This window comes from Flavobacterium bizetiae, assembly GCF_902804475.1.
Classification (GTDB): domain Bacteria; phylum Bacteroidota; class Bacteroidia; order Flavobacteriales; family Flavobacteriaceae; genus Flavobacterium; species Flavobacterium bizetiae.
Genome location: NZ_CADCSU010000081.1, coordinates 1 through 22,169, shown reverse-complemented (window position 1 = coordinate 22,169; position 22,169 = coordinate 1). Strand labels below are relative to the sequence as shown.

Sequence of the window (22,169 nt, the reverse complement as noted above, 5' to 3'; positions counted from 1 at the left end):
ACTTTTAAAAGCAATTATTATGAAAACTAAATTTTTTGTTATTTTATCAATGTTAACTTTCTCATTTGCGAATGCGCAACAACAAGAGGTTGATAGTGAAATGAACTCGGCAAAAGGAGTAACTTTTGAAAAAGGCGATATGTTTCTGGAAGGTTCTATAAAAATTAGCACAGGTGGAACTACAGATTATTACGGATTTAGTCCAAAATTTGGGTATTTATTAAATGACAAATTTGCCGTGGGAGCAAAACTAAATTATTCTAGTGAAAAAGTAGAAACTACTATTCCTGAAACAAAAACCAATGTATTCGGAGTTGGTGCTTTTGCGAGATACTACTTTTTAGAATTAGACAAAAAACGTTTTAAAGCTTTTGCTGAAGCCGGTTTAGGGTTTGGGCAAAATAAAACTAAAATTCAAGGAATCGAAGACGACACTGATAACAGTATTACAGCTGATATTACTGTTGGTCTAAACTATTTTGTTACCAAAAACATCGCGGTAACTTTTACATTAGCAAATGTGTTAGCGTATAATAGTGTTTCTCCTGAAAATGGTGCATCATCAGATACTTTTAATTTAAATATTAATTTATTTGAAAACATTTTCGATCAGCCACAATTTGGTCTTTTGTACAGATTCTAGGTTGATGCAAATTTCAATCTTTAAAAAAGCTGTTCCAAATTGGGACAGCTTTTTTGTTTCTCTAAACTTCGAACCTTTGTATCTTTGAACTTTGCATCTATAAACGAAAAAAATGGACGAAACCCCAAAACGATTTGACCGTATTATTGCTATTCTTATTCAGTTACAATCTAAAAAAATTGTAAAAGCGCAGGAATTAGCAGATCGTTTTGAAGTGAGTTTAAGAACCATATATCGCGATATTCGAACTCTCGAAGCATCAGGAGTTCCTATTTATAGCGAGGCCGGAGTTGGCTATGCTTTGATGGAAGGTTATAGATTACCTCCCGTAATGTTTACGCGTGAAGAGGTAAGCAGTTTTATTGCTGCCGAAAAATTAATGCAAAAATTTACAGATCCTGCTTTGGGATCTCATTACGCATCAGCGATGTATAAACTGAAATCGGTTTTAAGAAGCACGGATAAAGACTGGCTTTCGAACATCGAATCAAGAATTTTAATGCAAAATCAGGAAGCATTATTCCATGATAATTCGCCTAACACTTTGGCTGTTTTGTTTGAAAGTATTTCAGAAAAAAAACAAATTCTTTTATTCTACAAAACTCTTGAAGCCGAAGAACCTACTACAAGAAATATCGAACCTGTTGGCGTTTTTCACGATCACAACAATTGGTACTTTCTGGGATATTGTCATTTGCGAAAAGATTACCGCCAATTTAGAACAGACAGGATTCAGGGCATTCAAAAAACCGACTGTGATTTTACAATAGAACACGATTCATTAGAAACCTATTTAAATAAAAATGAAACAATCCCAACGATTAAGGTTCGAATTTTAGTCGATAAAAAAATCATGCGCTATTTAGATTTCGAAAAAAAATACCACGGTTATGTTTCAGAAAAAGAAATAGACGGACAAGTAGAAATGACCTTTATGTGTCGGGATATCCAAAGCGGTTTTGCACGTTGGTTTATGATGTTTGGAGATTATGCCACAATTCAGGAACCTGAAAGTCTTAAAACAAGAGTATTAGAATTAATTGAAACCTATAAAGAAAGATTATTATAAAAAAACTCCCCAAGACAAATGATAAGTTTGTCTTGGGAAGTTTTATTTTATTGTTGATTTTTTACAACATTATAAAAATTATAATCTGTGTTTGAAGCGTCGGTTATACCGATATTTCTTCCAATGGTTACAATTTGTCCTCGATGATAAGTACCATGATTTACTACTTGCAATAGATAATCAGAAATTGGTAACTCACATTGAAACCAGGGATTCTCGATTTTAACCGTTTTATATAATTGTTCGTCTGATAATGATGAAATAAACTCCGCTAATTTTGCAGACGTATTTAACAAACCTTCAAATATTTCCTTTTTACCTAAATCAGTGGTTTCATTTCTTTCAGGCAAAGCAGTTTCGGCAATTATAGAAAGCCAATATTGCTCTGTTTCCCAAATATGATTCAATGTTTTAATAATGCTTGAGTAGCTCGAAGGAACATCTTTGTGCAACAACTCATCAGATTTTGTCGTTAGCCAATTCACAAATTGTTGATTTACCCATAAATTGTAGGCCGCATAATTTGCCATTATTTTCTTTAAACTCATGATGCTTGATTTATATATAATAGATGATTTGGTTTATTAAAAACGCCTTGATTATATTACTGTCTTTCCCAGAAAAATGGAGGTTCGATTCCTAAAGCTCTTAGATATACATATCCTTGTCCGCGGTGGTGCACTTCATTATCAATGAAATACAATATATTCTGAATCACCGGAAATTCGTACTGACCAAAAAGATTGAAGTTTTCATTAAAATCTTCGATAGATAATTTCTCCCAGTACTTATTTATTTCTGCGGTTGCTTCATCCCATTTTTCAAGATATTGTGCTTTAAAGATCAATTTTTCTGATGCTTCTTCGCTAAATGCTTTCACTTCTTTAGTTACAATTCCTTTTAATCCCGGAACCGCAATAGCCAAAAGTTCATCGGCCATTTTTGAAAAAGTTCTCATTCCTCCTATCGAAAATTCAAAGAAATCTTTTTCAGGAAATAATTCAATCACACGACGGGTAAGTGCGCGGTGACCTTGCCAGTGTTTCAACAAATCTTCAGGAGTAATTACTTGTGCAGCTAATGTTTTCATAATTTTAAAGTTTAATTATTTTTAATACTCCAAAATTATCGAGGGCCGGTGACAACAGTTTGTCAGCAGGAAAAAAAATATTTAAAATTATTTTTTTTCCTGCCGTAGAGGCGCACAGCAGTGCGTTTCGTATCCAGTAACCACAATTTAATTCCGTATCAAATCTAACCGGGTTTTAAACCTATCGAATTTAACGTAATGTGAATAAAATGGGGTTACGTTGCGTGAGGCGCACTGCTGTGCGCCTCTACAATACTTTGACTACGAAAACCTTTGTCAAAGTTTTAAACTTTGACAAAGGTTTAACGCAACATGAACAAAATGAGGTTACGTTTCGTAAGACGCACATCTATGTGACTCTTCACATACATATCTACTATATAACATTAAGTTCGATAAAACCTTTGTACCTTTGCGCCTTAGAAACTTTGGAACTTAAAAAGAAATGATCGAAGATAAAAATCCGCAACGTACCAGTATAGCGCAATTAGGTGAATTTGGCTTAATTGAACATTTAACCAAAAATTTTGATGTTACTCAGGAATCTACTTTAAAAAGTATAGGCGATGATGCCGCGGTTCTTGATTTTAAAGATAAAAAAGTAGTCATTTCTACTGATTTACTGATCGAAGGTGTGCATTTTGATTTGGCTTATATGCCTTTAAAACATTTAGGATATAAATCAGTTGTGGTAAATATTTCTGATATCTGTGCCATGAATGCCAGACCAACGCAAATAACGGTTTCTGTGGCCGTTTCTAATCGTTTCCCACTAGAAGCCTTAGAAGAATTATTTGAAGGGATTACACACGCTGCAAAAGAATATAAGGTTGATGTTATTGGTGGAGACACTACCTCATCGCAAAAAGGGTTAATCATTAGCATTACTGCTATTGGTGAAGCAAATGAAGATGAAATTGTATACAGAAATGGGGCACAAAAAACCGATTTACTTGTTGTAACAGGAGATGTTGGTGCAGCTTATATGGGATTACAGGTTTTAGAACGTGAAAAACAGGTTTTTCAGGTCAACCCAAACAGCCAGCCTGATCTTGATATGTACAGTTATTTAATCGAGCGTCAGTTAAAACCTGAGGCACGAAAAGATGTTCGTACTTTATTACATGCTCTTGAAATCAAGCCAACTTCGATGATCGATATTTCTGACGGATTATCATCTGAGATTATTCATTTATGCAAACAATCAAAAGTGGGTTGTAATTTATACGAAGACAAACTTCCGTTAGATCCTCAGTTTATTTCGACATGCGAAGAGTTTAATATCGACAGTACAACGGTTGCTATTAATGGTGGCGAGGATTACGAATTGCTTTTTACTATTGATATCAATGATTTTGATAAAATAAAAGGAAATCCGAATTTCTCTATTATTGGTCACATGGCAGACGAAAGCGAAGGAATAAATCTGGTGACACGCGCAAATACCCAAATCCCGCTAAAAGCACGCGGATGGGATGCTTTAAGCGAGTAAAATCAGTATTCAGTCGCGGTATTCAGTATTCAGTCTCAATTTATATCCTAACAGATTTTTAAATCTGTTAGGATTTTTTATTTGTTTGAATCTAAAATCTACATTCTTAAATCTAAAATTTTTAAAAAAGCCCTTTACTCTTGGCTTCTTTCAGTAAATCTTCATCTAAGCCTGATTTTACTTTTAGTAATTCCTTAAGACTCAATTTACGCTTTTCGATTGCATTAATCGAAATCGGAATGTATTGCGGCATATCTTCAACAAGGGTTCCTTTTGATAAATGAAATAGAATTTGCTTGTCGAACTCATCAATTTCAATAGAATTATGAGGCGATTGATTGATTATTTTCTGAACAGACTGACTGTAATATTTATCGTTTTTCATCACTTTATCGAATGCAAAAAGCAATTCATCAAAAGTAAGATCGTTTTTAATCACTAAACCGTTGGGTTTAATGGTTCTGATAATGGTTTTAATCTTTAGCAACTCCGTATACATCGTTAATAAAATAACTTTGCAGTTTGGCATTTTCTTCAGGATTAGCTTTGCGAGATCTTCTCCAGAAAAAATATCTTTTTCTTCGTAAGCCGGCATGCTAATATCTAAGAATGCTACATCAAAATGTGGTGTTTTTTCATCTTCGATTAAATCATATCCGGATTTACAATCGTGGGCCTGCGAAATTAAAAATTCGTACTGGTTAGGATGGTAACGTGTTATCGCATTTTTATATCCTTCGATAATAAAAGGGTGGTCATCGACAATTAATATGTTTTTTTTAATTAATTGAGGATCTGAGGCGTTTGAATCAGTTGTCATTTATTTTGTAGGTTAATTTTCTGATCGATAGGGATTTTAATTATAAGAAGAGTTCCTTCTCCTTTGGCAGATTTTAAAGTTACTATGCCTTTGCATTCTGCGGCTCTATATTGAATGTTATGCAAACCTATACCATCTTTTGCTCTTTTGGCATTAAAACCTACCCCATCATCAGAAATAGACAAAACCATATGATTTATTTCACTTTTAAACGCTACTTTAATAGTGTTTGCATTTGCATATTTATTACAATTCTGGAGTGCCTCCTGAACAATTCTGTACAAATTAATTTTAACTGCATTACTAACCAATTCCCATTTGATATTAGAATCAAAAGAAGTGATTAATTCTGCATCATAAGTATTTTGTTGGTCTTCGAACAATTTGTTTAAAATCGCGATAAAATTATTAATTAATTCGGATTTCTCTCTATTTAAGTCATGCGAAATTTCACGTATATCCTGTTCGATATTTTTAAGTTCTGATAGGTATTTTTTTCTTTTAGGAGCTGCCTCTGCTTCATCGACTTTATCTAAGCTATCAAGACTTATCCTGACCCCAAACATTCGGCCCAGTACCCCATCATGCAAATCCTGGGCTACTTTTTTCTTTTCTTTAATACGGGTGAGTTCGATATCGTTTTGCTGCGAAATCATCAAATTATAAATATCTTCGTTTGCTATTTGTTGCTGTTGCTTAAAAAGTAATTCTCTGTTTCTGGCTTGTTGTGTTTTATAAACATAAAAAAACAAACCTATCAGAGTACAAATACTAAAAACGTAGATTAAGGTTTTATTTTTCTCCTGCAAGCTTGAATTCTGATCTTTTATTTCGTTGGTTTCATACTCGATACGAGAGAATTTTTCTCCCATTTTTCGTTCTAATTTTACCATCTTATCGTTTAGCTTAATATATTCTTCAGAATATACCGAAGCATTTTTAGGATCGACCAAAGCAATTTGTTTTAGCGCTTCTAGTGTATTGATGAATTTATTTGACTTGCGGGACAAAGTCAATGCCTGTCTCGAAAACTGAAATGCTTTGAAAGTATCTTTTTGAAAAGCAAAATATTCTGAAAGGTGAATTTTACTCGAAACAACTCCTGAAGCAATATCAAGACTATCTCTAATTTTTAAAGATCTGTAAAACAAATCAGGTAATTGATCTTTTTCTTTTAATTTGAATTTCGAATAAGCCAGGTTATCTAAAAGAATTGCATACAAACTGGCTCTGTCTTCGAAAAGATTTTCTTGTGCCAATCCTTTTTCAAAAAAAAACTTTGCCTGTTTATAATTACCCATATTCATATAGATAAAGCCAATATTATTAAGCGAAGCTGCTTTGTACTGATAAAACAATTGTATTGATTTATCTTCTAAAATAGATAAAGCTTTATTTTGAAATTCTAATGCCTTGGTATATTCTTCTCGTTCGTTATACAATATCCCTAAAAGATTGTAACTTTCATAATAGAGATCGTTTACTTTTTGCTGCTTTTTTAAACTGCGCAAGGCCTTAAAAACCCCTATCTCGCTTTCAAAAAAATCACCTTCGTTATATTGCAGGCTTGCCTTATTTAAAAACGTTTTTGCTAAATTGTATTGATCATCTATTTTTAGATAGAGCTTTTCGGCTTTAAAGTAATTCATAAAGGCACTATCAGAAATGGATTGTGATTCGTAATAATCACCCAAATACATATAAGCTCTGGCCATGTGTACTGAATCCTGGGATTTTTCTGATCTTTCCAGAATTAATTTAGTAGTTTGAAGATAAGATTTCCAATCGCTCATATTATAGTAACGATTGGCAACTTTAAAAAGATTTGCTTTATTAATTGAATCATCTTTCTGGTTTAAGATGATAGCTAAAGCCTTCTGACAATAATTTTGTTTGATTTGTAAAGGCAGATTATTTTCGTTTGCTAACGAAAGATAGGTAGGAAGACTATCTGCGGAGGAAATTGCATTTTTATCTAACGATGTTTTCTTGGTACATGCCAATAAAACAAAGAATAAAATTAATATTACTTTACATTTCTTTTTCAATTTGCGTCTTTGAGTTTCACCAAAAATACTAAAACTATAGACACAAAAAAAGGCTGTTAAAAATTAACAGCCTAATATAAATTTATTAAAATTGTAGCTTAATCTACTTTTTTATCTGTTCCGATAGATTGATTCACACTTGCAAAATTTAATTGTCTTGTAGTGTAAGATGCTTGCTGCTGATCACCTTTCTTTTGTTTACCTGTAGCACCTCCATCAATAGGTACAATCTTAATAGAGTCTGAAGCTGTTAAAAAATTTGTAGTTTCAGGTGTAGCGAATGATGTTGCTACCATTACTAAAGAAAATAATCCGAATGTTAAAGCTGCTTTTTTCATAATTTGAGGTATTAAATGTTGATTTTTTTTGTTTTGGAGAATCATCGCTTTGTGCGAATCATGGTGTAAAACTAATACCGGATTCAAAAAAAATTTATACAAAAAAACAGGTTTATGGTAGATCATACCCAATTGATAGTCAATGGGTACCAAATTTATGTAAACGCCTAATTTTTAGACTTCTAAGTAATTTCCTATAGAAAAATCAGCGATAATTAAATCGACATTGGATTTGTATGTTTTAGAAAAAGGGATCTTTTTAATCGAATTTTTGATGTAACAAACTGAGCTTCCGTTATGAATTCTCGCTATGTAATTTTTGTTAATGATATAACTATTATGAATTCGAATAAAAGGATGCGATAAAATAGCCTCAAAATGCTTTAAAGTTTTAAAAGCAGTGATCATTTCTCCGGATTTCAAATAAATATCTGTCGAGTTATTATCAGCCTGAAAATAACAAATATCTACGGCATCCAGATAACGATAATCACCATACGATTTAATGCACAAAATAAGGGGTTGCTCTATATTTTGTGTTTTTGGTGTTAGTGGAAACAAGGGAGTACTTTTTTCTCTTGTAATCTCGACAGTATTTGTTTCCTGAATTGCCTTTTCGAGTTTTAAAATTGACTTTAATAAATCGATTGGCTGAGTTGGTTTTAATATATAATCAAAAACTCCATATTGAATGGCCTCAAAAGCCAGTTCCTTTTTTGTAGTGGTAACAATTATCTTAGGTAATAGGGATAAAAACCTGTAAAGCTCGTTTATAAAGCCAAGCGACAGATTACTGGATATTTCTACGGGATCAATTTCTAAGAAAATAATGGATGGTTTATGTTCAAGCACCAAATGCAAACCGTCCTGATAATTGGTAGCCGAAGCCAGAAAAGTTAATTCTGAAAAACCTTCGGCAATCGTTCTGGTTTTCAAAATACTTTCAGTATCATCGTCAATAATAATATACGAATACTTTTTCAATATCAGTTTTTGTTGATTTTTCATGAATCCCCGACAACTATCCTTCTAGTTTCATCAATACTTTCGAAAAAATTTATTTTTAGTGTTTTATTCGCAATTAAAAATACGAATTTGAATTATTTTAGTATTTCATTGTTAATACATTGCAAACAAATGTTAACACATAAGGATGAAATGCAAAAAAGTCCGATGAAATGCGTTTGTAAAATTAAAAAAATCCCAAATTCCGATATGGAATTTGGGATTTTTTATAGTGTTGTTTTAAGAAAATTACATTTTCATCAACCAGTTTTTCGTAGAAACCTCATTCTCGATAATATCTTTTAATTCAGAAATTTTAACGCGATCTTGTTTCATTGTATCTCTATGACGAATTGTTACTGTTTCGTCTTCGATTGTTTGGTGGTCTACTGTAATACAAAACGGAGTTCCAAGAGCATCTTGTCTTCTGTAACGACGTCCTACAGCATCTTTTTCATCATAAGCTACTGTGAAATCCCATTTTAAATCTTCGATGATTTTTCTGGCGATATCTGGTAAACCGTCTTTTTTAACCAATGGTAAAATAGCTGCTTTTGTTGGCGCTAAAACCGAAGGCAATTTAAGAACTGTTCTTGTAGAACCATCTTCAAGAGTTTCTTCTTGTAATGATGTTGCAAAAACAGCCAGGAACATACGATCTAAACCAACTGAAGTTTCTACTACATATGGCACATAGTTTTCGTTCAGTTCAGGATCAAAATATTGTAATTTTCTACCTGAATATTGTTCATGTGCTTTTAAGTCGAAATCTGTTCTTGAGTGAATACCTTCTAATTCTTTGAAACCAAATGGAAAATTAAACTCAATATCAGCTGCAGCATTTGCATAGTGCGCTAATTTTTCGTGATCGTGAAAACGGTAATTCTCTTTTCCTAATCCTAAAGACAAGTGCCAGTTTAAACGTGTTTCTTTCCAATGGTGGTACCATTTCATTTCTTCACCCGGACGAACGAAAAATTGCATTTCCATTTGTTCGAATTCACGCATACGGAAAATGAATTGTCTTGCAACAATTTCATTTCTGAACGCTTTACCTGTTTGAGCAATTCCAAAAGGAACTTTCATACGACCTGATTTCTGAACATTCAGGAAGTTTACGAAAATACCCTGAGCCGTTTCCGGACGTAAATATAAATCCATTGCAGACTCTGCAGAAGCTCCAAGTTTAGTTCCGAACATTAAGTTGAATTGCTTTACATCTGTCCAGTTTTTAGAACCGGTTTCAGGATCAGCAATTTCTAATTCTTCGATTAAAGCTTTTACATCCTGAAGATCATCCGTCATACCTTTTGCAAGCCTTGCCAGAATTTCTTTTCTCTTTGAAAGATATTCTACAACGCGTGCATTTGTTGTAACAAATTCTTCTTCGTTAAAAGCATCACCAAAACGAGCTCTTGCTTTTTCAATTTCTTTTTGAGCTTTCTGATTGATCTTTTCAGCATATTCTTCTACTAAAACATCAGCTCTATATCTTTTTTTCGAATCTTTATTGTCAATTAACGGATCATTGAAAGCATCAACGTGGCCTGAAGCTTTCCAGGTTGTTGGATGCATCAATATTGCAGCATCAAGGCCCACAATATTCTCATTCATCTGAACCATTGATTTCCACCAATATTCACGGATATTCTTTTTTAACTCGACACCATTTTGTGCATAATCATACACTGCACTCAATCCATCGTATACTTCGCTTGACGGAAAAATAAATCCGTACTCTTTTGCGTGCGAAACCACATTCTTAAATATATCTTCTTGTTTTGCCATAGTGATGCAAAAATATAAAAAGTACGTTTAAAAAAAAGAAAAATTATAAAGATTGAGACATTGATTTCGTTATTTTTGTAACTAAATTCTTTCTATTTGTGTTTAATTATATTATTGACCTGTTTTTTCCTAAAGTTTGTGCAGGTTGTCACACGATTTTGATTACTAACGAAACTATTTTATGTACCAATTGTCGTCATGAAATGCCTCTTACACAATATCATTTAGATCCGAAAAACGAAGCGGTTAAAAAATTCTACGGCAAAATTAATATCGAACATGCATCGGCACTTTTGTACTTTAATAAAAAAGGCATTGTTCAGGAACTTATTCATAACTTAAAATACAAAGGCCACGAAGAGATTGGAACTGTTTTAGGAAACTGGTATGTCGAAGATTTGAAAGAATTGGTTCTTGAAACTCCTTTTGATGTTGTTATTCCTGTCCCGTTGCATCCTAAAAAATTCAGGGAACGTGGCTACAATCAGGTTACGACTTTTGGAAAAACTTTAGCCAAAGGATTAAATATTACTTACAATGATGCTGTTTTATACCGAAAGAAATATTCGAAAACACAATCAAAAAAGAATCTACTGGGAAGATCTGATAATATCGAAAACATATTTGATTTGACTTTTACAGCAGAAAATCAAAACAAACATTTCTTAATTGTAGATGATGTTTTAACCACCGGCGCCACTCTCGAAGCCTGTTCTAAAGCCTTATTAAAAATTCCCGGGGCTAAAATTAGTATTGTTTGTATGGCGATGGCGAACTCTTAACAATTAAACTCCAATCCTTTGCAGGAAATTCCAAAAAATAAATTCCAAATTCCAACAACTATAAAAGTTGGAATTTGGAATTTTAAAATTTTGGAATTTATAATTTAATAAACAATCAATTTCTTCACTGTTCTGTCGTCTCCATTAATAGTAGTAACAAAATACATTCCTGCAGAAAGATTTGCTACATCAATGTTCTGATTAAAATGATACGTTTTATCAAAAGAATTGTAATAGACTTTCTGACCTGAAATATCATGTATGTAAACTTCAATTTGATGTAAAGAATCGCTTTCGAGTTGAATAGTGAGCTGTCCTCTTGTTGGGTTTGGATATAATGCAAAATCTACTTTTTCCTGACTTGGTTCTCCCAGACTAAATGTTTGATTACAAATATTTACCGATGCTGAATTTATTTTACCAAACCTGCCTGTAACTGCATCACGAACTTTTAAAGTCCAGATACCTTTAGGATTTTGTCCGTTAAACGCACTTAACAAATCTACCGGAATAACAATCTGGCTGGTTGTTTTAGAGCAATCTAAAGGAACTCCGGCATCATCAAACTGTAAAGCCAAAGTAGACTGTATTCCGCCACAACTTTTATTATTGTATAAATTGACAATTGTTCCTTGTGGACTCACGATCTGAATTTCGACATCAGAAATTCTTTCGTGCGTAAAATTCACCATAACATTTACATCAGAAACTGTTCCTGTAGAAGCAGGCACATTTACGGTTCTGGTTGTAAAAGAGCTTGAAAACGGAATATCAAAAGCATTGCCAAAACTATACGAATCGCATGTTGTAGTTGATGTGTAACCTACAGCAAAGGGTTTACTGTTTAGGGCATAATAAATATTAGCTGTTGGTTCAACCAAAACCCTGCAATTTGTAGAAGCTTCTACACTGGTTGGAATCTGAACAGATTGAGTGCCATCGTTTGGTGTGTTTGAAGCCAGAATGATAGGATAAGTTAACCCGCCATCTGTAGATAATTTGATATTTACATTTGAAGAACCCGGTAAAGTATTCGTATTGTTTACGCTCCAGGTTACGGTTTGAAATGATCCAATTTGCCAGCTTACGTCATCAGTATTTTGTGAAGTTACTGCAAACGGGCCGGCATTACCAACCACATTTACTAACATTTCGTCACTATTCGTTTGTGCTAATCCCTGAGCTCCATTATCTCTTGCTGTTAAAGTAAAATGCAACGTTCTTGCAATAGACGAAACTGACTCCCAGGTTGTGGTTAATTTATTCCCTAAAACGGTATTTAAGGCCGGCATATAACGAATCTGAGAACTACCTGGAATTAAAGACCTAAATAATGGTCCGTCAGGTTTTGTAGGATACGCAACACTATTACTATTGGCTGTTGATGATGATATTGCACTATCAAATTGCTCCCAGGTATATGTAACAGCATTACTATTAGAACTTATACCACTTAAAATAAATGGTGTACTTACCGGAATTGTAAAATCTGCACCGGCATTAATAGCTGGTGGATTATTTGCTATTGCAGTACTTGTTGGGCAACTTTTTGTAGCAAGATTGCTCTGAATTTGCCAAATACTTGTGTAGGCAAAATAATCATCTGAATTATCCTGAACATTATAATTTGTTATTCCTGCATAACCCATGATGGTAGATCCGCTTCCTGGTTCTACATTCATTCCTGTTCTTTCGGTTCCATCAAAAGAAAAAGTGTGGTTCGCTCCTAATTGATGTCCCATTTCATGAGCAACAAAATCAATATCAAAACTATCTCCCTGAGGTTTATTATTAGATGGTGATGTATATGCGCTTCCTTTTCCAATAACATTTGATGCTGTTGGACTTTGGCAAACACAACCTATACAAGCTGCATTACCACCGCCTCCTGATGCACCAAACAAATGGCCTATATCATAATTTGCGTCGCCAATAACACTTGTTAATGTACTCTGAACTTCTTTGCTCCAATAATCATTTCCATCTGATTTATCTTCTGATGTTCCTTTGGCCGCATCAGAATATGGATCTGTTGTCGCATTGGTATACACAACTGCATCATTATTGGCAATTAAAACCAATTGCACAGCAAGATCTCTGTTAAAAACTCCATTAACTCTTGTCATTGTAGCATTTATTCCTGCTAATGCGCCTTCTTTTGTTCCGCCAAAATAAGCCGTATATTCTCCTGTACAAGAAACTGCTAATCGCAGGGTTTTAAAAACTTTATTATTTGCAGCTGACTTTGCTGTTTTTGACGAAGTATCTGCATTAGAAACAGCGTTAGTCGTTTTACACTCCAATCGCGCTGTAGATGACATATCGTTTTTTGTAAACAAAACATACCCCGATTTATCATCAGGATCTTGTTCGATGTATTCAGAAGGTTTTTCAGAGCGAAATACCATTGTCTGAACTCCAATTGGCGCAACGCTAAAATGAATTTTAGCCAATTTATCGTCTACACCTACTCCTTCATACGATCTTATCTCCGGGTATTTTGCCTGAAGTTCAGGTTCAAAATTAGAAGATTCCCAAACTGTAAATCTTTCCAGAACACCATTCGAATTTGGAATTGTGATTTGAGTTGTAGTCTTTTTTGATAATTTACCAGCTGCACCGGAAAGTTTCGATTTTAAAAAATCTGTATTAAGTCTATAGTAAAGTCGTTCTGAATCTGATGGATTTATCCTTTTGCTCACAGAAGCTGAGCTAACTTTTTGCCACAAATTATCACTTTGAGCGTAGATATTTGCACAACAAAAAATAAAAAATAAAAAAAGTAGCTTTTTTTTCATATCTCAAATGATAATTGACGAATCAAAATTAAGTGAATTAAATTAAACTCTTACATATCTGCGACAATTAATGCTTTTTCGTCGACAAGTTGTTATATTTTAGATAAAATAGGCAGATTCTCATTAAAAATCAATTGGCCTTAGTATAAAATTTAAAATAGATAGTATAAATTTGCACCATCTTAAATTATTTGTTTTGAAGCTCTTTCATTCTATAAACGATTTTCAGTCAACCAAGAAAACAATTTTAACTCTTGGCACCTTTGACGGCGTACATATTGGTCATAAAAAAATTCTTGAACGAATTACTCAAAATACTGAAAACGGAAAATACGAAAGTTTAGTGCTCACTTTTTTTCCGCATCCAAGAATGGTTTTGCAGGAAAAATCAGAAATAAAATTACTAAATACTATTGCTGAAAAAACAAAACTTCTGGAAGCAACCGGTATAGAAAATCTTGTTATTCATCCGTTTAACGAAAGTTTCTCAAGATTAACCGCCGAAGAGTTTGTGCATTCTATACTAGTAAATCAATTTCATATTCAAAAAATAATTATTGGTCACGATCACCGTTTTGGAAGAAACAGAACTGCCAATATTGATGATTTAATTGCTTTTGGAGCTGAATACGGTTTTGAAGTCGAACAAATTTCGGCTCAGGAAATTCAGGATGTTTCTGTAAGTTCTACAAAAATCAGAAAAGCTTTAAACGAAGGAAATATGGATTTGGCCAATGAGTATTTGGGTTATTCTTATTTTTTAACTGGCGAAGTGGTTAAGGGAAAACAATTAGGAAGAACAATTGGTTTTCCTACTGCCAACATCAAAATAGAAGAAGAATATAAGTTAATTCCAAAAGTTGGTGTTTATGTTGTAAAAGCTTTAATAGGCGATAAAGAAGTTTTCGGTATGATGAATATTGGTTATAATCCAACTGTAAATGGACAAAACCAAACTATCGAAGTAAACTTATTTGACTTTGATGCTGATATTTATGGCGAAACCATCGAAGTTTCGTTATTGCAATATCTTCGTGAAGAACAAAAATTTGGATCTTTAGATTTACTTAAAGCGCAATTAAATCAGGATAAAAAAGAGGCTTTGGCTTTTGTAAGTCAGCTTTAATCTTTTTAAACTATTTCGCCATTTGCTCTTTCGCGTAAGCGTAATTTTATATTTTATATTTTATGTGGAATGTGTAATCCCTACAGGACAAAATATCACGTTCGTTGTCCTTTCTACCAACATATAATCTCTACGAGATATCTTTTTTAGAAATCACATATAATAGAAAGAACTTACCAAAACATACTCCGTTAGGAGTTAAATGTTGGTAGAAAACCATACCCAGCCTAATCAAATGTCCCGTAGGGACTCAACTTCTGAGGTAATATTTTTTAATTTTCTATCCTTTATTCTTTAATTAAAATTACTAAGTATACTTTTCTCCATTTTTAAATCATCGTAGTTATTTTTTTAGTAAATTTGACATACAACTCTGTTTATCAAATATTTACTATTAACTTCTTTAAAAATAACCACTATGAAATTACCTAAAGAAATTACCAATGGTTTCCTGATATTCCTTGGTATAGGAATTTATTTTTTATTGATGAACGTACTAGGTTTAGCTCATTTATTCTATTTACGTACGCTAAATGTATTTTTTATATTTTATGGCGTAAACAGGACAATGAAAATGAATTTGCAGGAAGGTGAAACCAATTTTGTATCGAATGCTGTTTCTGCTATGGCAACTTCTGTGGTTGGTGTGGCGATGAGCGTTTTCGGATTATTGGTTTATAGTTATGCAAGAGGCGGTGACGCTTATGTAAAAACGCTGTCTGAAGCTTTTATGTTTGGAGGAAATCCTTCAGTACCAACTTACTGTATCTGCTTGTTATTTGAAGGAGTCGCTTCGTCGGTAATCGTGACTTTAATGATGATGTTGTATTGGAACAACAAGTATGTAGCCGATTAATATTTTCAAAATAAAATAATCATTTAAGCATTCTAAACTCATATTTTTTTATAATTATATGATTTTAGGATGCTTCTTTTTTGAAATTTAATGCAAAATATTCATTTAAAACAATCTGCATTATTGATTACAACAATTTAATTACATTTGAAGCTACAAAAACAATAAACCAATGAACGCCACAAAACATAACTGGACCAAAGACGAGATAATCGCTATATATAATAAACCTATGATGGACTTGCTGTATGAAGCAGCAACAATTCACAGACAAAAACATGATCCTAACGTAGTTCAGGTATCGACTTTACTTTCTATCAAAACCGGAGGCTGTCCTGAAGATTGTGGTTACTGTCCGCAAGCGGCACGCTATAACACAGGTGTTGAAGGAAATGATTTAATGAGTGTAAGTCAGGTAAAAGCTCAGGCTTTGCGTGCAAAATCCAGCGGATCATCCCGAGTTTGTATGGGAGCTGCCTGGAGAAACGTAAAAGACGGTGAAGAGTTTGATCAGGTTTTAGAAATGGTTCGTACCATCAACAAACTAGACATGGAAGTTTGTTGTACTTTAGGTATGATTACCGAGAATCAGGCACAACGTTTGGCAGAAGCTGGTTTATATGCTTACAATCATAACTTAGATACTTCTGAAGAATATTATAAAGACGTAATTTCTACACGCGGTTTTGAAGACCGTTTGCAAACAATCGAAAATGTTCGTAAAACGAATGTTACGGTTTGTAGCGGAGGAATTATTGGTATGGGAGAAAGTATCGAAGACAGAGCCGGAATGCTTGTTGCACTTTCTACTTTAAATCCACAACCTGAATCTGTACCAATTAATGCATTGGTTGCTGTTGAAGGAACTCCGATGGAAGAAGAGAAACCAGTTGAAATCTGGGAAATGATTCGTATGGTTGCTACAACAAGAATCGTTATGCCGGATACACAAGTTCGTCTTTCTGCCGGAAGAACCAATATGACACGCGAAGGACAGGCAATGTGCTTTTTTGCTGGTGCAAATTCTATTTTTGCCGGTGATAAATTATTAACTACACCAAATCCTGACGTGCACGAAGACATGAAAATGTTTGACTTATTAGGATTGATTCCGCAAAAACCATTTGTTAAAGTTTCGCAACCTCAAACAGTAGAAGCCGCAGATTCTCAGTTCGCTCCATTAGGCGAAAAACCTAAATGGTCGAGACCAGGACATACTATCGAGAGAAACCTTGAGGCGTCGATCAAATCAAAAAATTAATTAAAAGAGTTAATAAATCTCAATAAATATTTTTAAATTGCTTGTAGCAGAGAGCTATAAGCAATTTTTTTATTTAAAGAGATGAAGTTAAAACAAATCGAAAGGGTAAAAAAGATCTCAAAATCAGATTTTATTTCCCAATATGTAAAAAAGCAAATTCCCGTTGTTATTGAAGAGCTAACCGAAGATTGGCCGGCTTATCATAAATGGAAATTACACTATATCAAAGAAATCGCCGGCGACACTATCGTTCCTTTATACGATAACAGACCCGTAAATCATGAAGATGGCTTTAACGAAGCGCATACTAAAATGAAGATGAGCGATTACATCAATTTATTAGAATCAAAACCTACAAATTATCGCATCTTTCTTTATAATTTAATGAAGGAAGTTCCCACATTAAAGGATGACTTTTTATGGCCAGATATTGGTTTAAGATTAGTCAAACAAATGCCCATGTTGTTTTTTGGTGGAGAAAACTCGAAAGTGTTCATGCATTATGATATTGATTATTCGAATATTCTGCATTTTCATTTTCATGGAGAAAAACAATGTATGATTTTTGCGCCCGATCAGTCAAAATATATGTACAAAGTTCCACATGCTTTGATTTCGAGAGAAGACATTGATTTTGATAATCCGGATTATGAAAAGTTTCCTGCTCTTCAAAATGCCGAAGGTTACATTACCAATCTAAAACATGGCGAAGTTTTATACATGCCCGAAGGTTATTGGCATTACATGAAATATTTAACGCCAGGTTTTTCGATGAGTTTGCGTGCTTTTCCTAAAAACATTACCAATTTATCCAAAGCCGTTTACAATGTTTTTATCATGCGTCATTTTGATATTATGATGCGAAAATTTAAAGGTCAAAAATGGATTGATTATAAAAATGAAAAGGCGATTACGAATACTCATGAAAATTTGAGAAAGAGCGCCTAAAAAAATGAATAAAAAATCACCCTTAGTTTGATTAAAACTACGGGTAATTTTTTTATTATCTTACATTTTTAAAATAAAGTTTTTCTTGTTACTGTAAAATTATTTTCCAAAATTACTTTCACTAATAATAACTGATTAGCGGATTGCAGGTTCTGAATTTGTAATACTGTATTTCCAACTTTATTTTTATTATAAAGCAACTTCCCGGAAATATCATAAATCATAACTTCTTTTATATTTTCATTGAAAGAAGATACATTAATAACTTTGTTTTTTACTAATACCGAAATTGCATTTTCATGATTTTTAAAGTCTTCAGTTTCTAATGTATTATTAGTATAACGCAATACAAAGCGATCTATAAAGGTTCCCGCTGAAGTTGTAAAAGTGTAATTACTTTTTGTTAAGTCATGAACAATACCTGTTATTTTATCTTCGAGATAAATATTCTGACTACTTAAATCACCATCGGCATGATCGATCGAGATGGTAAAATCGTCTGCAATTGCAGTTCGGTATGCCAACGGAATTGTATCTGCAATTGTAAATGGCAAAGCGCGTCCCTGAATTACTAATTTTTTAGCATCATTTACACTATAAAAATCTACATAGCCATTTCCGTTAAAAGTTTCTGCATCAAAACTTTCATCATAAAAATTCGTTGCTCCTTTTATGTATCCTAACAATATTTGTTTAAAAGCTCCTTCTTTGTTTTCAAAATTTAGCCATATTCGATGTCTCTCAAAAGTGCTTTTATTAGTTTCTAAAGTATTATTTGCTGTTTTAAAAAAGATAGAATTTCTTCCAGCAATACGCATACTATTACTAAATTCTACAAAGCCTGAATTTTTATTCTTCACAAAAAATCCCTGTCCGGATGCAACGGTTCCATCCGGTATAGTTTCGTTTAATCCTAAAGCAGTGGCCCTTGTTCCTACACCACCCAATATATTATATACCGCATAATCATTTACGTTATATTTATTATTAGTGATAGGAGTATTATGAGTCCAGAAATATAGCGCACCTTTTATATTTGAATTATTTTCACTCAAAAACACATCCGCGTTAATGGCTGATGGGTAAGGATTTCCAATTAAACTATAGCTGTTTTCTGCTCCTAATCCCGTATTAATTTTTCCGTTATTCGGAATTCCTTTAAAAATAACCTCAAGCTTTTTAGGCAATGTATGCGAAAAATCTTCAGGAGCAATAATACTATAACCTCTTCCTAAACTCATAATAGTATTTACAGGATTTTCATATTTCCAGGTCTTTGATACATAATCATATGAAAAAAAATAATCTAACGATGAATTTGGTGAGACATCAATTAATTTTTGATTATCAACAGGAGATGACCAATAAGTAAAATCGAATTTTAAAATGGGAGCTGATTTTCTTTTACTATAAACAATTCCTGTATTTATCATTTCATCATCATCCTGATATAAACTCGCTCTATCATTTAGAATTAATGTGCCTAGTCCTGAATAATCAAACAAGATTCCTAAAGTGTTTTCGCTTAAAAGTGTTACTGTTTTTCCTTTATCAATTTTACAACTACATACATTTGAGGTCATTAAATTATAATAATCATCCTTAAAAACCAATTCCTTTCCACCAGATGGAAAACCGTTTGACCAAGAATTACCATTCCATATTGTTGTTTCAAGGCAAAGTTTTAAGCGCGCAATTCTATGTTTTGAAATACCTGATATTGAGTTAAAATCGCCTCCAATAATTAGTTTATAATCGTTAGTAAAACTCATAGCATAAATTTTATTATTAAGCTGAGCCTCAAAAGATTCATCATAATCTCCAGACTTCTCTAAACGAATTAATCGCAAGGCATTATTGGTTTTATATGTCCCTGAAAAGGTTCCTCCAACTAGAATACGATCATCAGGCTGAACCAAAAGACAACGAACTTCTCCCTTACTAAAACCTATACCAGATTCAAAAGTAGTATCTAAACTACCATCAGAATTCAAACGAATAATTCGTTTTTGAGAAATTCCGTTATAGGTCAAAAAAGTTCCTCCTAAAATTATTTTATTGTCAGACTGTAAAGCTATTGCGTAAACATGTCCATCAAAACCAACTCCAATATTAAAATCAGAATCTATACTCCCGTTACTGTTCAATCTAATTAATCGTGATGATAAACGACCATCAAAACTATTAAATCTACCAGCAACCAAAATTTTACCATCTGGCTGAACTAATAATGCTTCAACAACAGCATCGGCACTAATTCCAACATTAAAAGAGGTATCGAGCAAGCCATTTTGCAATAATCTTACTATTCTTATAGCTGGCGCACCATTATACTTTGTAAAACTTCCGCCAACAATTACTTTCTCATCTTCCTGAGCCACTATGGTATACACCAGACCATTAAATCCTGCTCCTATATTAAATGTATTATCAATTTCCCCATCAGGTAAAATCCTCGCAATTCGATTAGAAGCTGTCTCATTATATTTTGTAAAATTTCCGCCAAAAATTATTTTCCCATCTGATTGTAATACTGCTGCTTTTATTAAATTATTAGCTCCTGATTGTCCCTCGTTAAAAGCAGCATCATATAATCCATCATCTAAAACTCTTGTAATCCTAGAACTAAATGTTCCATTGAATCTGGTAAAATTTCCAAATACCATTGTTTTTTTATTTTCTAATGGCAGTACTTTAAGAACAGAACCATCAAAACCAATTCCGGCAGATAAGTAACTTGAATCATATTCTCCGTCTGAACTGATTTTTGCTAATCTCCCTTGATTCAAACCATCAAAAATTGAAAATGATCCACCAATATACCAAGATCCTTCAGCATCATTTTCCAGAGTAAAAACTGATGCCGATTTGGGCCCCGAACCTATATCAAAATCAGTTTTTAAAGTCCCATCTGAATTTAAAAAACATACTCTATTAACAACTTGACCATTATAAGATCCTGTAAAAGATCCTGCCACCATTATATTTCCCAAAGGATCTATTTTAACAACCTGAACAGCACCTCCATTAAAACCTGATCCTGACAAAAAATCGTGATCAATACTCGCATCCTGGTTAATTCTGATAATTCTATTGGCACTGTTTCCGTTATAGTTTGTGAATTTACCTCCTAAGATTATTTTACCATCAGCCTGAACGGTCATTGCATTTACATCAGCGTCAAATCCAGTACCAGTATCAAAACTATGATCTAAGCTACCATCAGGAAACAAACAAACAATTTTATTTGCCAGAACACCGCTAAATTTTTCAAAATTACCAGCTAGTAAAATCTTCCCATTGGGCAAAACTTTGACATTTGTAATATTTGAAGAGGAACCGGATCCAGTTACAAAAGATGGATCTAGACTACCATCTGGAAGAATTCGGGCAATCCTGTTAACAGTCACATTATTATACTTTGTAAAACTTCCTACAATAATAATTTTCCCATCGGTTTGCGGACAAATTTCGTAAATGATACCTGCATTTGCAGCAACTGATGTGTTGAATGTATTGTCATAAGAACCATCGGTATTTAATCTTATAAGTCTCCCTGATGCAATCCCGTTATAAGTTGTAAAATTACCCCCTACAATTATTTTACCATCAGGCTGTATATAAGTTGCATATATTTTACCATTAAAGCTTGTACCCGTTTCAAAACTTTCATCTAGCATCCCATTCGATTGTAAGCGGGTTAAATACGAAGATGGTATACCATTTAGACTTAGATATTCACCAGCTACAATTAGTTTCTGATCGGATTGTAATGATAACGTCCGAACTGTACTATCAAAACCATCACCGTTCTGCCCGTCATCAAGCGCATTAAAAGTAATATCTACCTTGCCTTGTTGTGCATAAAATTTCGTATTATAAAGACAACACATTATTGTAAATAAAAGAAATAATTTTTTAATCAAAATAGCAATATAAAGTTAATATTTAGCATAAGAATTAACTCTAAAATTATGATTTGTATTAAAGTCTCGCAATACCCACTTTTAGTGATTTTTTAATTATTTTTCATAAAAAAAATCCATCAACCGAAGCTGATGGATTTTTTTTGAATTTATGTTTTATATATTATTGAAATATGATC

General features: G+C 33.2%; 17 protein-coding genes. 8 read left to right on the top strand and 9 right to left on the bottom strand.

The window, feature by feature from the left end; all coding sequences use genetic code 11:
* Window positions 1-19: 19 nt before the first annotated feature.
* Both FLACOL7796_RS09660 and FLACOL7796_RS09655 read left to right on the top strand, forming a co-directional pair.
* The gene (locus FLACOL7796_RS09660) at window positions 20-643 is read left to right on the top strand and encodes an outer membrane beta-barrel protein (protein ID WP_173970594.1); all 624 of its coding nucleotides are present in this window, start codon (window positions 20-22) and stop codon (window positions 641-643) included.
* Between the two features lie 112 nt (window positions 644-755).
* Window positions 756-1,712, top strand: a complete 957-nt coding sequence (locus FLACOL7796_RS09655; RefSeq protein WP_173970593.1) for a helix-turn-helix transcriptional regulator — start codon at window positions 756-758, stop codon at window positions 1,710-1,712.
* Window positions 1,713-1,759: 47 nt separating this feature from the next.
* Here the strand turns inward: FLACOL7796_RS09655 and FLACOL7796_RS09650 are convergent, their stop codons facing one another.
* On the bottom strand, window positions 1,760-2,260 hold the full coding sequence (locus tag FLACOL7796_RS09650; protein WP_173970592.1) for a DinB family protein: 501 nt from the start codon (window positions 2,258-2,260) through the stop codon (window positions 1,760-1,762).
* Between the two features lie 56 nt (window positions 2,261-2,316).
* Window positions 2,317-2,802 carry a DinB family protein gene (locus FLACOL7796_RS09645; RefSeq protein ID WP_173970591.1) on the bottom strand — a complete coding sequence of 162 codons (486 nt, stop codon included), beginning with the start codon at window positions 2,800-2,802 and terminating at the stop codon, window positions 2,317-2,319.
* Between the two features lie 445 nt (window positions 2,803-3,247).
* On the opposite strand from FLACOL7796_RS09645, the gene thiL reads away from it, so the two are divergent.
* A complete protein-coding gene (gene thiL, locus FLACOL7796_RS09640) occupies window positions 3,248-4,294 on the top strand; it encodes a thiamine-phosphate kinase (protein WP_173970590.1) in 1,047 nt (348 codons plus the stop codon).
* 121 nt (window positions 4,295-4,415) lie between these two features.
* Here thiL and FLACOL7796_RS09635 read toward each other — a convergent pair whose 3' ends face one another.
* From FLACOL7796_RS09635 to FLACOL7796_RS09615, 5 genes are all read right to left on the bottom strand, one after another.
* Window positions 4,416-5,114: a response regulator gene (locus FLACOL7796_RS09635; protein ID WP_173970589.1), complete on the bottom strand. Its 699-nt coding sequence runs from the start codon at window positions 5,112-5,114 to the stop codon at window positions 4,416-4,418.
* Entirely contained in the window at window positions 5,111-7,162 is a 2,052-nt protein-coding gene (locus tag FLACOL7796_RS09630) for a tetratricopeptide repeat-containing sensor histidine kinase (RefSeq protein WP_173970588.1), read from the bottom strand. Before FLACOL7796_RS09630 ends, FLACOL7796_RS09635 begins: the two co-directional genes overlap by 4 nt.
* Window positions 7,163-7,260: 98 nt before the next feature.
* Window positions 7,261-7,500, bottom strand: coding sequence for a hypothetical protein (locus FLACOL7796_RS09625; RefSeq protein ID WP_173970587.1), 240 nt, complete (start codon window positions 7,498-7,500; stop codon window positions 7,261-7,263).
* A 174-nt stretch (window positions 7,501-7,674) separates the two neighbouring features.
* The gene (locus FLACOL7796_RS09620; RefSeq protein ID WP_173970595.1) at window positions 7,675-8,484 is read right to left on the bottom strand and encodes a LytR/AlgR family response regulator transcription factor; all 810 of its coding nucleotides are present in this window, start codon (window positions 8,482-8,484) and stop codon (window positions 7,675-7,677) included.
* A 270-nt stretch (window positions 8,485-8,754) separates the two neighbouring features.
* Window positions 8,755-10,293 (bottom strand): glycine--tRNA ligase, encoded by a 1,539-nt coding sequence (locus FLACOL7796_RS09615; protein ID WP_173970586.1) that lies wholly within the window; start codon window positions 10,291-10,293, stop codon window positions 8,755-8,757.
* A gap of 98 nt (window positions 10,294-10,391) precedes the next feature.
* Here FLACOL7796_RS09615 and FLACOL7796_RS09610 point away from each other — a divergent pair, with 98 nt between their 5' ends.
* On the top strand, window positions 10,392-11,075 hold the full coding sequence (locus tag FLACOL7796_RS09610) for a ComF family protein (protein WP_173970585.1): 684 nt from the start codon (window positions 10,392-10,394) through the stop codon (window positions 11,073-11,075).
* A 104-nt stretch (window positions 11,076-11,179) separates the two neighbouring features.
* Here the strand turns inward: FLACOL7796_RS09610 and FLACOL7796_RS09605 are convergent, their stop codons facing one another.
* The gene (locus FLACOL7796_RS09605) at window positions 11,180-13,777 is read right to left on the bottom strand and encodes a zinc-dependent metalloprotease (RefSeq protein WP_232067342.1); all 2,598 of its coding nucleotides are present in this window, start codon (window positions 13,775-13,777) and stop codon (window positions 11,180-11,182) included.
* A gap of 292 nt (window positions 13,778-14,069) precedes the next feature.
* Between FLACOL7796_RS09605 and FLACOL7796_RS09600 the strand changes: the two genes are divergently transcribed.
* The 4 genes from FLACOL7796_RS09600 (at window position 14,070) to FLACOL7796_RS09585 (ending at window position 18,064) form a co-directional block, all read left to right on the top strand.
* Window positions 14,070-14,999: a bifunctional riboflavin kinase/FAD synthetase gene (locus tag FLACOL7796_RS09600; RefSeq protein ID WP_173970583.1), complete on the top strand. Its 930-nt coding sequence runs from the start codon at window positions 14,070-14,072 to the stop codon at window positions 14,997-14,999.
* Window positions 15,000-15,417: 418 nt separating this feature from the next.
* Window positions 15,418-15,855 (top strand): hypothetical protein, encoded by a 438-nt coding sequence (locus FLACOL7796_RS09595; protein ID WP_173970582.1) that lies wholly within the window; start codon window positions 15,418-15,420, stop codon window positions 15,853-15,855.
* Window positions 15,856-16,027: 172 nt separating this feature from the next.
* Entirely contained in the window at window positions 16,028-17,116 is a 1,089-nt protein-coding gene (bioB, locus tag FLACOL7796_RS09590) for a biotin synthase BioB (protein ID WP_173970581.1), read from the top strand.
* Between the two features lie 81 nt (window positions 17,117-17,197).
* Entirely contained in the window at window positions 17,198-18,064 is an 867-nt protein-coding gene (locus tag FLACOL7796_RS09585) for a cupin-like domain-containing protein (protein ID WP_173970580.1), read from the top strand.
* A gap of 68 nt (window positions 18,065-18,132) precedes the next feature.
* Here FLACOL7796_RS09585 and FLACOL7796_RS09580 read toward each other — a convergent pair whose 3' ends face one another.
* Window positions 18,133-21,990: a T9SS sorting signal type C domain-containing protein gene (locus tag FLACOL7796_RS09580; protein WP_232067341.1), complete on the bottom strand. Its 3,858-nt coding sequence runs from the start codon at window positions 21,988-21,990 to the stop codon at window positions 18,133-18,135.
* Window positions 21,991-22,169 lie beyond the last annotated feature (179 nt).

What these genes read in the sequence shown, in the direction of transcription:
- FLACOL7796_RS09660 (WP_173970594.1), top strand. Translation starts at nt 20, where the DNA reads ATGAAAACTAAATTTTTTGTTATTTTATCAATGTTAACTTTCTCATTT.
- FLACOL7796_RS09655 (WP_173970593.1), top strand. Translation starts at nt 756, where the DNA reads ATGGACGAAACCCCAAAACGATTTGACCGTATTATTGCTATTCTTATT.
- FLACOL7796_RS09650 (WP_173970592.1), bottom strand. Translation starts at nt 2,260, where the DNA reads ATGAGTTTAAAGAAAATAATGGCAAATTATGCGGCCTACAATTTATGG.
- FLACOL7796_RS09645 (WP_173970591.1), bottom strand. Translation starts at nt 2,802, where the DNA reads ATGAAAACATTAGCTGCACAAGTAATTACTCCTGAAGATTTGTTGAAA.
- thiL (WP_173970590.1), top strand. Translation starts at nt 3,248, where the DNA reads ATGATCGAAGATAAAAATCCGCAACGTACCAGTATAGCGCAATTAGGT.
- FLACOL7796_RS09635 (WP_173970589.1), bottom strand. Translation starts at nt 5,114, where the DNA reads ATGACAACTGATTCAAACGCCTCAGATCCTCAATTAATTAAAAAAAAC.
- FLACOL7796_RS09625 (WP_173970587.1), bottom strand. Translation starts at nt 7,500, where the DNA reads ATGAAAAAAGCAGCTTTAACATTCGGATTATTTTCTTTAGTAATGGTA.
- FLACOL7796_RS09615 (WP_173970586.1), bottom strand. Translation starts at nt 10,293, where the DNA reads ATGGCAAAACAAGAAGATATATTTAAGAATGTGGTTTCGCACGCAAAA.
- FLACOL7796_RS09595 (WP_173970582.1), top strand. Translation starts at nt 15,418, where the DNA reads ATGAAATTACCTAAAGAAATTACCAATGGTTTCCTGATATTCCTTGGT.
- bioB (WP_173970581.1), top strand. Translation starts at nt 16,028, where the DNA reads ATGAACGCCACAAAACATAACTGGACCAAAGACGAGATAATCGCTATA.
- FLACOL7796_RS09585 (WP_173970580.1), top strand. Translation starts at nt 17,198, where the DNA reads ATGAAGTTAAAACAAATCGAAAGGGTAAAAAAGATCTCAAAATCAGAT.